Genomic DNA, 14,030 nt, shown 5'->3' with positions numbered 1-14,030 from the left:
GGGTGAAGATGCGTTCGCTTGCCCCCGTGTTGCTCGCCGCCGGCTTGTTCCTGACCGGCTGCGGATCCGACGACGCCCCGGAAACCGCCCCGGTGCCGCTCGAGGTCCCGACGGTCACCCTCGTCGACCCCGGCGAAGGCACCGCCGAGGTGGTCGAATGGGCCGACGATGGCGCGGAACAGGACACTTCGATCGTGGTCACGCAGGGCTTCACCCAGCGCGCCGAAGGCGAGGGCGCCGACGATTCCGCCGACTCCACCACGCCGGACACCCGGCTGGAGATGCCGGTGTCGGCGTCGACGTCGGGCTCCGGCGAGGATCGCGCCGTCGAAGCCGAGATCGGCGTGCCCTTCGGCTCCAACGCCGAACTCAACGACGACATCGCCACGGCCGAGGGTTTCGTGGCGAAGTGGACCGGCGATCGGACCGGCCGCATGCTCGAGCTGCAGCTCGGCGCCCCGGAGGAAGCCTCCGACACCGCCCGCGCCGGCACCGAGGCCGCGCTGCTGCAGTGGGCGCGCCTGCCCATCGTCTTCCCGTCCGAGCCGATCGCGCCGGGTGCGAAGTGGACGGTCGAAAGCCACGTCGGCGGGGATTCCTCGCTGCGCCAGACCCTGACCTTCACGCTCGACTCCCGCGACGGAGACCAGGTCGAACTCGACGTCGAGGTCCTGCAGACCCCGACGGTCACCGAGCTCGACGCCGGCGAGGGTCTGTCGCTGAAGGTCGTCGATTCGGGCACCGAGACCCGCACCGGCGAATTGACCATCGACCTCGGCTCCCCGCTGCCGACGGCCGGCGTCATCGACTACGTCACCTCGGTGTCCTATGGCGACGATGCCGCCGACGAGTCCGGCACCCGCATCGTCCAGCAGACCCACCGGGCCGTGCAGTTCGGCAAGTAGCCGCGCGGCCTGCTCACACGGAGCACCGGCGCGGCGAAGGCCCCGCATCCATGCGATGGGTGCGGGGCCTTCGTGCGTTGCGGTGGCCGTGCGTTGCGGTGCCCGTGCTTTGCGACGGTCCGTGCAGCAGCCGAACCGTTAGGCCGGCGGGGCCTCGGGGGCCGGGGGCGCGTCAGCCGGCGGGGCCGGAGGAGCCTCCGGAGCCGGCGGGGCGGGCTCGGCCGGCGGGGCCGGAGGAGCCTCGGGGGCCGGGGGCGCCGGCTCGGCGGGCGGGGCATCCGGCGCGGCCGGGTCACCTTCCGGGGCCGGCGGCGGGGGCTCGACGCCCTCCGGCAGGCACATCGGCGGCACCTGATCCGGCGCGACGTTCTTGACCAGCTCGCACGCCCACGTCTGCGACAGCTTCCACTGCCCGTCGACGTTGACGAACTCGACGCCCTCGATCAGCTGCGGCTGCTGCTCCGGCAGGATGAAGTTCACGCCCGCCAGGACCGAGTCCGGGGCGTAACCGGGCAGCACGGGCTCGACGACCTCGAGCGCGGCTCCCGACTCCTGCTTGGACCGCGTCATCACGTCGAAAAGCTCCGTGGCCTCCTCACCGTTTTCGACGGTGGCGGCCTTCTCCTCGACCGGCAGGTTCGGGTCGGTGGCGCGGGCCAGGATGTCGTTGAGCTCCATGGCCGTCGGGAAAGCGGCGACCTCGGAGGCGGAGGTGGTGGTCGTCGAGGTGGACTCGTCGGTGCCCTCCCCGTCGTCGCCGCACGCCGCGAGGGTCAGTGCGGTGGCGCCCGCGATCAGCGTCGCGGTCAGGCTGCGGTGGAACTTCATGTCACTCCTCATCGGACCGGCTCCCCGCGCGCGTGTCGCACGGCGTCCCGGCCCGTTGTGCGGGGGTTTCGCTGTTGTTCGGTATGCCCGACGATTCTACACCCGACCACGCCTCCGTAGAGTGGTGCGCATGTCCGACACCGATGCCGCACCCGCCCGTCTCGTCGTCCTGACCACCGGCGGGACGATCGCCTGCACCAGCGACCGCCAGGGGCACCTGCTGCCCGCGCTCGACGGGGAATCCCTCGTCCGGCCGATCGCCGACCGGTTCCCCGCCGGCTCCGTCGAGGTCGAGGTCCGCGAGATCGCCCACGTCGACTCCGCCTCCATGACGCTGGCCGAGGTCGACGAGCTCAACGCCGTCATCCACGAGATCCTCGCTGACCCGGGCGTCGACGGGATCGTGGTCACCCACGGCACCGATTCTATGGAGGAGACGGCCATGGCCGTCGACGTTTTCCACGACGACCAGCGCCCCGTGGTGTTCACCGGGTCGCAGAAGCCGTCCGACCACCCCGAGGCCGATGGCCCGAACAACCTTTTCGAGGCGATGGTCGTGGCCATGGACGCCTCGGCGCGCGGCATCGGCGTGCTCATCGTCTTCGGGCATGCGGTGCTGCCCGTGCGCGGCGCCGTGAAGTGGCACACCACCGACGAGCTCGGTTTCGCCACCAACGCGCCGGAGGATCCGGTGCGCCCGACTCCCCTGCCCGTGCAGGAGCTCGCCGACGTCCGCGTGGACATCATCCCGGCGCATGCCGGTTCCGACGGCACCTTCGTCGACGCGGCGCTGGAGGCCGGCGCGAAGGGCCTGGTCATCGAGGGCATGGGCGCCGGCAACGTCGGCACGGCCATGGCCGCGGCGATCGGCCGGGCCATCGACGCCGACGTGCCGGTGGTCATGTGCACCCGCGTGCCGCGCGGCGACGTCCACGGCACCTACGGCGGTGCCGGCGGCGGCGCGACCCTGGCGGCCCGCGGCGTCGTCGGCGCCGGGTGCGTCCACGCCCCGCAGGCGCGGATCATCCTCGCGGCGGCCATCGCCTCCGGCGCGCACCCGCAGACTCTGTTCTAAGCGTTCCGCACCTCCCCCGATTCCGGCTTTTAGCCGCTCCCCCGTTCACCGCTCCTCGGCTTCCCCGTTTCCCGCGTTCCTTCTGTGACCCGTTTCCAGCTCCTCCCTGATCACACGGCACCACAGCAGTCGTGTTGGGGTACCGCGACGCGACACCGCGTTGCCCGTGGACGCGTACCAGCCTGAGCCAAATCCCGAGATCAATACCCCGAAAGCAGTGGATACACGGCGTTCAAATCCCGAGATCAGACGTGATCTCGGGATTCTCCTTCCGGGGTTTGGAAAACCGGCGGGCCCTTTCGGGGTTTGGAAGGTCGGCGGGCCGACGCTGGGTGAAACCTGGGCGTGGCCGCCCGTTATGCCGCCGGGTCCTTCACCGCCCCGCTGACTCGCCCGACTCGACCGTCGGGTCCTTCACCGCTCCGCTGACTCGCCCGACTCGGCCGCCGGGTCCTTCACCGCCCTGCTGACTCGGCTGACTCGGCCGTCGTGCCAGCCGCCGCCTGCTCCGCCGGCACGTCTTTCGGCGGCTGGTCCGCCCACTCGGCGGCGTCGTCATGCTCGGTGAACCAGTCCTCCCAGTCCAGGCTGCACAGTGGCGAGCATTCCCGCAGATCCGGATCATCCTCGGCGAGGCTCACGCCCCGACCCGGCCCGGACGACCGCGATTCGAAGCGCACCGACACCACGCCGTGGCCCGACCCCTGCACCCACCCGTGCCCGTGCTCGGGATGGTGGACGTCGGAGGTCGGCGCCCATTTCGAGTCGGACGCCCGGAACGTCGGCAACGCCCCGTCGCCCGTGAGCTCGACCAACCCGGCGGGCACGTCGGCCAGTCCCGGGACCGTGTCTTCGACGACCTGCCCGCGGTCGAGCTCAGGAAAGAGAACCGCCTGCATCGTGGCGTCGAGCCCCGACAGCCCCACGCCGACCAGCCGCACCGGCCCGATCGACGCGGGGTCGAACGCGAGGCGGTGCGCCACCGACAGCAGCGTCTCCACGTCCTGGGTGGCGTAGGGCAGCGTTTCCGAGCGCGTGTGCAGGCTCAGATCGGCCAATCGCACTTTGACGGTGATGGTGCGGGCGCCGCGACCGTCGGAAAGCAGCCTGCCGTGCGACTTCCGCCCGGCGCGCTCGATGGCCGACCGCATCTGCGCCGACGACTCCAGGTCGCGCGGGTACGTGTACTCGGCGGAAATCGACTTCGCGATGTCCCGTTCCTTCACCGGCCGATCATCGATGCCGCGGGCCAGCAGCTGCAGCGCCGGCCCGACCGTGCGGCCGAGCGTGATCTCGACGTCGCGGGGCTCCATGGCGGCGAAATCCGCGATGGTTGCCACGCCCTGCGCCTTGAGTTTGGCCTCCGTCACGGGCCCGACTCCCCACAGCTTTCCGACGGGCAGCGGGTCCAGCAGTTCGTGCTGCCGCGACTTTTCGATGATGTACACGCCATCCGGCTTCGCCAGCCCGGAGCCGATCTTGGCGAATTGCTTTCCCGGCCCCGCGCCGATCGACGACGGCAGCCCCGTCTCGTCGCGGATGTCGGCCCGCAGCTTCTGCGCCCATTCCTCCACCGTCGCCGCATCGGCGCCGACGAGTTCGGCGGGCTCCATGAACGCCTCGTCGACGCTGAGCTGCTCGACGACGGGGACGCGCTCGCGGATGATCGAGAACACCCGGCGGGAAACCGGGCCGTAGATGCCCTTGCGGGGGCCGACGACCACCGCCCCCGGCGGCATCAACCGGCGGGCCTGCATCATCGGCATGGCGGAATGGGCGCCGTGGGCGCGGGCCTCGTACGAGCAACCCGCGACCACCCCGCGGCCGCTGACCCCGCCGACCAGGACGGGGCGGCCCCGCAGCGTCGGCCGGGTCAGCTGTTCGACGGACGCGTAGAACGCGTCCATGTCGATGTGCAGGACCCAGCGATGCATGATCGACCAGCATAGGCGGCGCCCCGTGCACCGGGTTCGTCGGGCTCGTCGGGTTGCGAACAGCCCGGCTCAGGCCGCTTCGGTCTCCCCGCCACCGGCGTCACCCGACTTCGCGGCGGGCTCCCGGCCATCGGCATTGGTCGACGTCGCCGCGGTCTCCCTGCCACCGGCATTGGTCGACGTCGCCGCGGGCTCCCGGCCACCGACGCCGCGCTTCTTCGGCCGCACATGGGCCCGTGCCGCCAACAACGACAGCGCGTACTCCACCGCCACCGGCGGCACGTCCATGGCGTCGGCCACGCCCAGGATGACGTCCTTCGCCCACGGCACCGGAACCGCCCTGCCCAGGCCCAGGAAACGCAGCACCCGCACGCCCGGATCCAGCACGTCGGAACCGGCGAGCAGGCGCATGTGGCAAAACGACGTCTCCCCCAGACCATGCACCCGCAGCCATTCGTTGCGCAGGGCCATGGGGCTCACCAGCAGGCGGCCGCGGAAATCCTCCATGCCGACGATCCCGGCATCGTCGAGCACCGTGGCAGCCTCCTCGGCGATGGTCGTCTTGAGCCTGCCGGCGATGCGGTTGCGCGGAAACACCGGGCGCCGCGCCGCGGGTTCGCCTTCCACCACCCGCACCGGGCCCGCCCCCGTCAGGCCCGGCAGATTGCGCAGCGCCACCGCCAGATCCCACGGGGTGACCGACGCGATGCCCTGTTCCATCTGCCAGTGCCGCCACCGATCGAGGATCCGATCGACGTCGACGCTGCGGGCCCGGACCGAGAACACCGCGTCGATGATGCACTCGGCCATGTCCGCCCGGCGCGCCCACGTCCACGGCCAGGTCTTGCCCGGCCCGAACTCCTCCTCCGTCAACCGCGCCACCGCATCGACGGTGCCCAGGTACTCGAGCTCCTCCGGCCCCGTCTCACCGCCATCGGACCACGACGTCGACTTCATCCCCGTTTCCCCCTTGTGTTCCCCGGGCCCGGACCATCCGGTGCCCGACGCCACGAACGCTAAAGCCACCGCCTCCCGAGTGCAGCTCGGGAGGCGGTGGCCGGCAAACGATTGTGGATCAATCGCGGGTTGTGGATGGAACGGATCAGGCCTTGGCGACGTCGGCGGTGCAGCCGTCGCCCAAGTCATGGGCCAGGGCGCCGCCATCGACGACGACCTCGAAGGACGTCGCCAGCACCTCTCCGGCGATGAGGTCCTTGTGGCGCTGCGCCCACTCGGCGCGGGCGGCCGGGACGTTCATGGTCACCGACACGCGGTCGGTTATCTCCAGGCCGGAGGCCTTGCGGGCGTCCTGCAGGCCGCGGATGCGGTCGGCGGCCCAACCGCGGGCCTCCAGGTCTTCGGTGACCTCCATGTCCAGCACGACCAGACCGTCGACGCCGTCGACCTCGGCGGTGGACTCGGCGTTCTCTGCCACCAGGCGGCGGGTGTACTCGCCGTCCTCCAGGGCGATGCCGCCGGCGACGACGCGGCCGTCGACGACCTCGTAATCGCCGGACTTCACCGCCTTGATCACCGTCTGCACGTCCTTGCCCAGGCGCGGGCCGGCCGCGCGGGCGTTGACGGCGACCTCGAAGCGTCCGACGGACGCGACGTCCTCGGTCAGCTCCACGTCGTCGACGTTGACCTCGTCGCGGATGATGTCCTTGAACTGTTCCAGGGCGTCGGCATCCGGGATGGCCACCGTCAGCTTCGGCAGCGGCAGGCGGTTGCGCAGCTGATGCGCCTTGCGCACGCGCGACGAGGCGGAGCACACCGCACGGACGTCGTCCATCGCCGCCACGAGCGCGTCGTCGTCGGAAAGCTCGTCCACGGTCGGCCACGGGGCGAGGTGCACCGACCGGCCGCCGGTCAGGGACTTCCAGATGACCTCCGACGCCATCGGCAGCATCGGCGCCGCCAGGCGCGTCAGCGTCTCCAGCACCGTGTACAGGGTGTTGAAGGCCTCCGGATGCGCCTCGTCGCCCGCCCAGAACCGATCGCGCGAACGGCGCACGTACCAGTTGGTCAGCGCGTCGCAGAACCAGCGGATCTCGTCGGTCGCACCGGCGATGTCCGTGTCGTCGAGCTTCGCCGTGGTGGCCTTCACCGTCTCCGCGAGCTTCGCCAGGATGTAGCGGTCCAGCACATTGGTCGAATCCGTCGCACGCTGCGCCGGCTTGGAGGCGTAGAGCTGCAGGAACGAATACGCGTTCCACATCGGCAGCAGCGCCTGGCGCACGCCGTCGCGGATGCCCTGCTCGGTGACCACCAGGTTGCCGCCGCGCAGGATCGGCGAGGACATGAGGAACCAGCGCATGGCGTCGGAGCCGTCGCGGTCGAAGACCTCGTTGACGTTCGGGTAGTTGCCCTTCGACTTGGACATCTTCAGCCCGTCGTTGCCCAGCACGATGCCGTGGGCGACGACCTTCTTGAACGCCGGGCGGTCGAACAGCGCCGTCGACAGCACGTGCAGGGTGTAGAACCAGCCGCGGGTCTGCCCCGAGTACTCGACGATGAAGTCCGCCGGCGAGTGGGTGTCGAACCACTCCTTGTTCTCGAACGGGTAGTGCTTCTGCGCGAACGGCATGGAGCCGGACTCGAACCAGCAGTCCAGGACCTCCGGCACGCGGCGCATCATGGACTTGCCCGTCGGGTCATCCGGGTTCGGGCGCACCAGCTCGTCGATGTCGGGGCGGTGCAGCGACTTCGGCCGCTGCCCGAAATCGCGCTCCAGCTCTTCCATCGAACCGTAGACGTCCACGCGCGGGTACTCGTCGTTGTCCGACACCCACACCGGGATCGGCGACCCCCAGTAGCGCGAGCGCGAGATGTTCCAATCGCGCGCGCCCTCGAGCCACTTGCCGAACTGGCCGTCGCGCATGTGCTCCGGCATCCACTCGATCTGCTCGCGGTTGAGCTCGACCATGCGGTCGCGGAACTTGGTCACGGCGACGAACCACGACGGCAGCGCCATGTAGATCAGCGGCTCACCCGAACGCCACGAGTGCGGGTAGGAGTGCTCGATGGTCTGGTGGCGCACCACGCGGGCGGCGGCCTTGAGGTCGCGGATGATGTCCTTGTTCGCGTCGAAGACCAGCTGGCCCTCGTACGGCGGGGTCAGGGACGTGAACTTGCCGTCCATGTCCACCGGGATGACCAACTCGATGCCGTACTTCTGGCACGTGTTCATGTCGTCCTCGCCGAAAGCCGGAGCCTGGTGGACGATGCCGGTGCCGTCCTCGGTGGTGACGTAGTCGGCCACGAGGATCTGGAACGAATTCGGGTTGTCGGCGAAGAAGTCGAAGATCGGCTGGTACGTCAGACCCTCCAGCTGCGCGCCGGTGTAGGTGGCCACGATCTCGCGGTCCTTGCCCAGCTCCTTGGCGAAGCCGGCCACCAGGTTCGACGCCAGCAGGAAGGTGCGGCCAACGAATTCGGCCAGCCCCTTCTCACCGACCCGAACCAGCGAGTACTCCACGTCCGGGTGCACGGCCAGCGCCAGGTTCGACGGCAGGGTCCACGGGGTCGTCGTCCAGGCCAAGGCGGCGGCGTCGGAAAGCTCCGGGTGCGCGGCCAGCGTCGCCTCGCCGGCGGAACCGGCCACCGCGCCGGTGACCGGGAACGTCACCGTCAGCGTCGGGTCCTGGCGCATCTTGTACGAGTCGTCCAGGCGCGTCTCATGGTTCGACAGCGACGTGTGCTCGGCCCACGAGTACGGCAGGACGCGGAAGCCCTGGTAGATCAGGCCCTTGTCGTAGAGCTCCTTGAACGCCCACATGACCGACTCCATGAAGTCGGGGTCCATGGTCTTGTAGCCGTTGTCGAAGTCGACCCAGCGCGCCTGGCGGGTGACGTACTCCTGCCACTCGTTGGTGTACTCCAGCACGGAGGTGGCGCAGTACTCGTTGAACTTGGCCAGGCCCATGTCCTCGATCTGGCCCTTGTCGGTGATGCCCAGCTGCTTCTCGGCCTCCAGCTCCGCGGGCAGGCCGTGGCAGTCCCAGCCGAAGACGCGGTTGACCTGCTTGCCGCGCATGGTCTGGTAGCGCGGCACGATGTCCTTGACGTAGCCGGTCAGCAGGTGCCCGTAGTGCGGCAGGCCGTTGGCGAACGGCGGGCCGTCGTAGAAGACGTACTCCTCGTCGCCGTCGCGCTGGTCGATCGACGCCTGGAAAGTTCCGTCGGCGGCCCAGAAATCGAGGACGCGATCCTCCAGGGCCGGGAAGCTGGGGCTGCCGGAGACGTCACCGAACTGGTCGGTGCGCGGGTAGGCGCCGCCTGCGGGGGTGGGCTTGTTCACGTGGGTCCTCCATGGTCGACTGGCCCCCGGTCACAGCCGGGGAAAGTGCCACGGGGACGCCGGTCGGCGCGGTACCACCCCGCTTGACCACGGGCCCTCCGGTGGAAGGTTCCGCGATCCGCTCATCGTCCGGGCTGTGCGGGCCCGACCCGTCCGGTTCTACTGGGCCGCCGCGCCCTGGGGCATGGCGGCCGTTCTTCCGGAAACGCTCCCCGGTGATTGCCGGATCACTGCGCGTGCATACGTTGGGACAGTATAGTCTCCGCCCCCTGCAACGGCGAAGCGCCCGTCCCCATTCCCTCGCGCGGAGGGAAACGGGGGCGGGCGCCTGCGGCCAGGTTGGCGTTACGACGTGCCGGCGCGGAGCCGGTGCACCGTGCCTAGTTGTTGTAGCCGTCGGCCGGGGCGGCGGACTCGCGGGAGTTGAGGTCCTCCAGCTGAGACTCGAGGAACGTCTTCAGGCGGGTGCGGTACTCGCGCTCGAAGATGTGCAGCTCCTCGATGCGGGCCTCGAGGGCCTGCTGCTGCTCCTTGACCGTGGTCATGATCTCGGTGTGCTTGCGCTCGGCGTCGGCCTGCAGCTCGGCGGCCTTCTCCTGGGCGGTGGTGATGGTCGCCGTGGAGCGGGCGTCGGCGTCGGAGATCATCTGCTCGCTGCGCTGGCGGGCGTCGTTGAGCGTGGTCTCGGACTCCGTCTTCGCCTCGGAGAGCATCTGCTCGCTGCGCTGGCGGGCGTCGGCGAGGGTCTCGTCGGCCTCGCGGCGGGCGTTGGCCAGGGTCTCGTCGGCCTCGCGGCGGGCGTTGGCCAGGGTCTCCTCGGAGCGGGAGTCGGCGTCGGCGACGGTGGACTCCGCGTTGGAGCGGGCCAGCGACAGCATCTCGTCGGACTCGCGCTTGGCGTCGGAGGTCAGGCGGTCGGCCATCTCCTGGGCCAGGCCCAGGACGCGGGCGGCCTGCATGTGGGTGTCGGCCGTAGCGGACTCGCCGGACTGGGCCGGCGCGGAGACCAGGCCCTGCGGCTGAGCGTCGGCGTCGGTGCGGGGCTCGCGGGAAGCGGCCTCGGCACGGGCCTCGGCCTCGGCGGCGCGATCCTCGGCGTCGCGGACGCGGTCCTCGGCCTCGGCGCGAAGTCGCGAGGACTCCTCGTCCAGGCGGCGCTCGTAATCCTCGCGGAGCTCGGCCTCGATGGAGGCGCGCAGCGCATCCTCGTCGACGTCGGACGCCGGAGCGGAATCGGAAGCCGCGGCGACCGGGGCGGCGGCGCCGGAGCGCGCGACCTCCAGATCGCGCTCGAGATCCTCGACCCGCAGGCGCAGGTCGGCGTTCTCGTCCTGGAGCTCGCCCAGCGCGTCCTCGACGAGGTCGAGGAACTGGTCGACCTCGTCCTCGTTGTAGCCGCGCTTGCCAATCGGCGGCTTGCTGAACGCGACGTTGTGCACATCAGCTGGAGTCAGCGGCATGGAGAGTTCCCCTTCAAAATTTGTGGACGCTGTAATTTCACGGGCGCCGCCCGCCTTGTCTGGCCGGGAACCCGCACGTCGGACCCGGACTCCCACCGTTGAATGGGCGGGAGTTCACGATCCTCGTTTGACGATACTTGTTTCTTCCCGGTCCATACTACCGACTTAACACCTGCAACACACGTCAAGCGTGGCCCCAAAACCCCAGGAAACCCGCGAGTCGGTGACTTCAACTCGCGCCCCAAACCCTAAACCTCCCGCTCAACCTGGGACTTTGCCCTCTTCCCGGTCAACCGCCGACTCGAATGCAGGGTCCGCGGAATTGAAGGTGATTCACTCGCTTTCGGAACGGTTTACACCGAAACGGACACCCCCCGGACGCTCCCCCGGACGCTCCTCCGGGCACGCCGAACGTGCCCCCGCACCGCCCCGGAAACGCGAAAACCGGCGGGCCACCACCTCGGGTGGCCCGCCGGCGAGCGGGATCAGAACGCGAATCCCGCCAGCACCGCACGGAGGATCATCAGGATGAAGAACAGGACGAGCACCGACACATCGAGCTGCACGCCGCCCATGGGCATGGGCGGGATGACCCTGCGCAGCAGCTTCACCGGCGGATCCGTGATGGTGAAGATGATCTCTCCGACCACCGAAAACGCCCGGCCCGGCTGCCACGAACGGGAAAACGACTGGATCATCTCGATGACGATCCGCGCCAACAGCAGGTACGTGAACAGCTGGACGAGGATGAGAAGGATGCCGAGGAAAGTCTGCACGGCCTAGAGCTTAGACGGACAGGCGGTCGCGGTCGGTATCCGACAGCTCCACGCCCTCCGGCAGCAGCGTGAAACGGGTGCCGTCGGCCTCGATGCGGCCGCGCAGCGCGAACGCCAGGCCGGCGACGAAGTCCAGGTAACGCTTGCGCTCGCCGGGCTCCAGGTCGACCAGGTCGAACACGACGATGTCGCCGTCGCGGAAGTTCTCGCCGATCTCGCGGGCCTCGGAGTACTTGTCCAGGAACTCCGTCTTCGGCGTGATGTGGTGCACCGACGGGGTGACCGGGCGATCAAGCGGGCGCAGGTGCGGGCGGTCGTAGGAGTCGGTGCGCTCGTCGCGGTCCGCGCGGTCGTCGCGCTCGTAACGGCGCACGCCCGCCTCGCGGGAGTAACCGGGCTCGCGGCCGCGGTCGAAGTCGTCCTCGTACTCGTCGGAGTAACCGGCGGAGGGACGGTAGTCGCGGTAGGAATCGCGCTCGTAACCGTCGTCCTCGAAGTCGGAATCGTGGGCCGGCGTCAGGCCGAAGAAATCGGAGAACTTCCTGGAGATGTTGGACATGTCCATCCTTTGCATGTCGTGGTTCATGGTGCGGTGCTGTCCACAAACGTACCCGGAGGGGCCGTGTTCGCCGGGCCGACACGCCCGGCCCCGACATGCGGTGCCGTCGTTTTTCCGACGGCGCCTCAGTCGTCGCCGAGAAGCACCACGACACCGGCCTGACGACCGGTTTTGCCCTCGCGCCGGTACGAAAAGTACTCCGGTTCCGAGATGGTGCAGCGCGGTTCGGCGTTCATGTTGGTCACGCCCAGCCCGTGCAGCTGGCGCATCAGCCCCGCCCGGACGTCGATGCCCGGGGTGCCCTTGCGCGTCACGGTCCGGGACCCGGGCAGGTGCTTTTCGACGTCCGCCGCCATCGCTTCGGGGACTTCGTAGGAATCGCCGCCCGCCGCGGCGCCCAGCAGGGCATGGGTGTTGGCGGGATCGGCGCCGAGCTCGACCATCGCCGCCACCGTGCGGGCGACGATGCCGTTGCGGGCGCCGATGCGGCCGGCGTGCACCGCGGCGATCACGCCGGCGTCGTCGTCGGAAAGCAGAACCGGGACGCAATCGGCGACCAGGACCGTCAGCGCCAAACCGGGCACCGTGGTGACCGTGGCATCGGTGGCCGGCACGGGACCGTCGACGGGGCCGTCGACGACGGTGACCGTATTGGAATGGATCTGCTCCATCCACACGAAGCGAGACGGGTCGAGGCCCATGCCCTCGGCCAGGCGGCGACGGTTGGCGGCCACGGCGGCCGGGTCGTCGCCGACGTGGTCGCCGAGATTGAAGGAGTCGTACGGGGACGCGGAAAACCCGCCGCGGCGGGTGGTCAACACCTTGCGCACGCGGCGGGTTCCGCTCCTCGGAGAGGAGATGCCGGTCATCGGTCGCCCGGCCTAGGCCCAGCCCGGGAGGTCGAGGCCGTCGTCCTTGGGGGCGCGGCGGTCATCGCGGCGATCGTCGCGCCGGCCGTCGCGGCGGTGCTCGCCGCGGTAATCGTCCTCGCGGCGGATCTCGCGGGAACCGCCGGTGAACAGGCCGCCGGAGCGGACGTTGTCGCGCGGGATGAACTCCGAGCCGCGGTCGGCGTCGCGGTCGCGGGCCGGCTCGGCATCGCGGGCGGCGTCGCGGTCGCGGTCGTCCTCGCGGGAACGTCCGAGGTGGTCGCCGCCGGGCAGGGCGGATTCGGTGGCGGCCTGCGGGGCGGGCTGCGCCGGGGTGACCGGAACCTTGCGGGCGCGATCCTCGAAGCCGGTGGCGATGACCGTGACGCGGACCTCGTCGCCGAGGTTGTCGTCGATGATCGTGCCGAAGATGATGTTGGCGTCGTCGTCGGCCTGCTGCTCGACCAGCGAGGCGGCCTGGTTGACCTCCATCAGGCCGATGTCGGAGCCGCCCGCGAAGGACAGCAGCACGCCGGTGGCGCCCTCCATGGTGGTCTCCAGCAGCGGCGAATTGATGGCCATCTCGGCCGCCTTCTGCGCGCGGTTCTCGCCGCGGGCCGAGCCGATGCCCATCAGCGCGGAACCGGCCGAGGCCATGACGGAGCGGACGTCGGCGAAGTCGACGTTGATCATGCCCGGCGTGGTGATCAGGTCGGTGATGCCCTGGACGCCGTTGAACAGGACCTCGTCGGCGGCGCGGAACGCCTCCATCATGCCGATGTTCTCTTCGCCGATCTGCAGCAGCCGATCGTTCGGGATGACGATGAGCGTGTCGCAGGCTTCCTTGAGCTGCTCGATGCCCTCCATCGCCTGCTTCGTGCGGCGCTTGCCCTCGAAGGAGAACGGCTTGGTGACGACGCCGACGGTCAGCGCACCGGCCTTCTTCGCGATGGACGCGACGACCGGGGCGGCGCCGGTGCCGGTGCCGCCGCCTTCGCCGGCGGTGACGAAGACCATGTCGGCGCCCTTGAGGGTCTCCTCGATCTCGTCCTTGTGGTCTTCCGCGGAAGTGCGTCCGACCTCGGGGTTCGCGCCGGCGCCCAGTCCGCGCGTGGCCTCGCGGCCGATGTCGAGCTTCACGTCGGCGTCGGTGAACATCAGGGCCTGCGAGTCCGTGTTGACGGCGATGAACTCGACGCCCTTCAGACCCTCCTCGATCATGCGGTTGACGGCGTTGACGCCGCCGCCGCCGACTCCGACGACCTTGATCACGGCGAGGTAGTTATTCGGGGAGGTCATGTGGTTCTGCTCGCCCTTCCTTTGA

At 69.8% G+C, this 14,030-nt stretch carries 11 protein-coding genes; 2 read left to right on the top strand and 9 right to left on the bottom strand.

Annotation, left to right across the window (positions count from 1 at the left end):
* Positions 1–2: 2 nt before the first annotated feature.
* On the top strand, positions 3–905 hold the full coding sequence (locus tag CX1_RS02405; RefSeq protein ID WP_052753377.1) for a hypothetical protein: 903 nt from the start codon (positions 3–5) through the stop codon (positions 903–905).
* A 138-nt stretch (positions 906–1,043) separates the two neighbouring features.
* Here CX1_RS02405 and CX1_RS02400 read toward each other — a convergent pair whose 3' ends face one another.
* Positions 1,044–1,733 (bottom strand): WKL family lipoprotein, encoded by a 690-nt coding sequence (locus CX1_RS02400; RefSeq protein WP_060925208.1) that lies wholly within the window; start codon positions 1,731–1,733, stop codon positions 1,044–1,046.
* A gap of 130 nt (positions 1,734–1,863) precedes the next feature.
* On the opposite strand from CX1_RS02400, the gene CX1_RS02395 reads away from it, so the two are divergent.
* Positions 1,864–2,808: an asparaginase gene (locus CX1_RS02395; RefSeq protein WP_060925258.1), complete on the top strand. Its 945-nt coding sequence runs from the start codon at positions 1,864–1,866 to the stop codon at positions 2,806–2,808.
* Between the two features lie 455 nt (positions 2,809–3,263).
* Here the strand turns inward: CX1_RS02395 and CX1_RS02390 are convergent, their stop codons facing one another.
* The 8 genes from CX1_RS02390 to ftsZ form a co-directional block, all read right to left on the bottom strand.
* Positions 3,264–4,742 carry a DNA polymerase IV gene (locus tag CX1_RS02390; RefSeq protein WP_082719012.1) on the bottom strand — a complete coding sequence of 493 codons (1,479 nt, stop codon included), beginning with the start codon at positions 4,740–4,742 and terminating at the stop codon, positions 3,264–3,266.
* Between the two features lie 69 nt (positions 4,743–4,811).
* Complete coding sequence (locus CX1_RS02385; RefSeq protein ID WP_046650481.1) at positions 4,812–5,699, bottom strand: DUF8548 family protein; 888 nt, start codon at positions 5,697–5,699, stop codon at positions 4,812–4,814.
* Positions 5,700–5,844: 145 nt separating this feature from the next.
* Positions 5,845–9,042, bottom strand: coding sequence for an isoleucine--tRNA ligase (gene ileS / locus CX1_RS02380; RefSeq protein WP_046650480.1), 3,198 nt, complete (start codon positions 9,040–9,042; stop codon positions 5,845–5,847).
* 380 nt (positions 9,043–9,422) lie between these two features.
* Positions 9,423–10,502, bottom strand: a complete 1,080-nt coding sequence (locus CX1_RS02375; RefSeq protein ID WP_060925207.1) for a DivIVA domain-containing protein — start codon at positions 10,500–10,502, stop codon at positions 9,423–9,425.
* Between the two features lie 485 nt (positions 10,503–10,987).
* Complete coding sequence (locus tag CX1_RS02370) at positions 10,988–11,278, bottom strand: YggT family protein (RefSeq protein WP_046650478.1); 291 nt, start codon at positions 11,276–11,278, stop codon at positions 10,988–10,990.
* A 10-nt stretch (positions 11,279–11,288) separates the two neighbouring features.
* Positions 11,289–11,837, bottom strand: a complete 549-nt coding sequence (locus CX1_RS02365) for a cell division protein SepF (protein ID WP_046650484.1) — start codon at positions 11,835–11,837, stop codon at positions 11,289–11,291.
* A 125-nt stretch (positions 11,838–11,962) separates the two neighbouring features.
* A complete protein-coding gene (pgeF, locus tag CX1_RS02360) occupies positions 11,963–12,706 on the bottom strand; it encodes a peptidoglycan editing factor PgeF (protein ID WP_046650477.1) in 744 nt (247 codons plus the stop codon).
* A 12-nt stretch (positions 12,707–12,718) separates the two neighbouring features.
* Entirely contained in the window at positions 12,719–14,005 is a 1,287-nt protein-coding gene (gene ftsZ, locus CX1_RS02355) for a cell division protein FtsZ (protein ID WP_046650483.1), read from the bottom strand.
* Between the last annotated feature and the right edge of the window lie 25 nt (positions 14,006–14,030).

The organism is Corynebacterium xerosis NBRC 16721 = ATCC 373 (assembly GCF_001552415.1).
Classification (GTDB): domain Bacteria; phylum Actinomycetota; class Actinomycetes; order Mycobacteriales; family Mycobacteriaceae; genus Corynebacterium; species Corynebacterium xerosis.
The sequence above is the reverse complement of the archived record's forward strand: the minus strand, read 5'-3'. Positions and strand labels throughout refer to the sequence as shown.

What these genes read in the sequence shown, in the direction of transcription:
- CX1_RS02375 (WP_060925207.1), bottom strand. Translation starts at nt 10,502, where the DNA reads ATGCCGCTGACTCCAGCTGATGTGCACAACGTCGCGTTCAGCAAGCCG.
- CX1_RS02400 (WP_060925208.1), bottom strand. Translation starts at nt 1,733, where the DNA reads ATGAAGTTCCACCGCAGCCTGACCGCGACGCTGATCGCGGGCGCCACC.
- pgeF (WP_046650477.1), bottom strand. Translation starts at nt 12,706, where the DNA reads ATGACCGGCATCTCCTCTCCGAGGAGCGGAACCCGCCGCGTGCGCAAG.
- CX1_RS02395 (WP_060925258.1), top strand. Translation starts at nt 1,864, where the DNA reads ATGTCCGACACCGATGCCGCACCCGCCCGTCTCGTCGTCCTGACCACC.
- CX1_RS02390 (WP_082719012.1), bottom strand. Translation starts at nt 4,742, where the DNA reads ATGCATCGCTGGGTCCTGCACATCGACATGGACGCGTTCTACGCGTCC.
- CX1_RS02365 (WP_046650484.1), bottom strand. Translation starts at nt 11,837, where the DNA reads ATGTCCAACATCTCCAGGAAGTTCTCCGATTTCTTCGGCCTGACGCCG.
- CX1_RS02385 (WP_046650481.1), bottom strand. Translation starts at nt 5,699, where the DNA reads ATGAAGTCGACGTCGTGGTCCGATGGCGGTGAGACGGGGCCGGAGGAG.
- ftsZ (WP_046650483.1), bottom strand. Translation starts at nt 14,005, where the DNA reads ATGACCTCCCCGAATAACTACCTCGCCGTGATCAAGGTCGTCGGAGTC.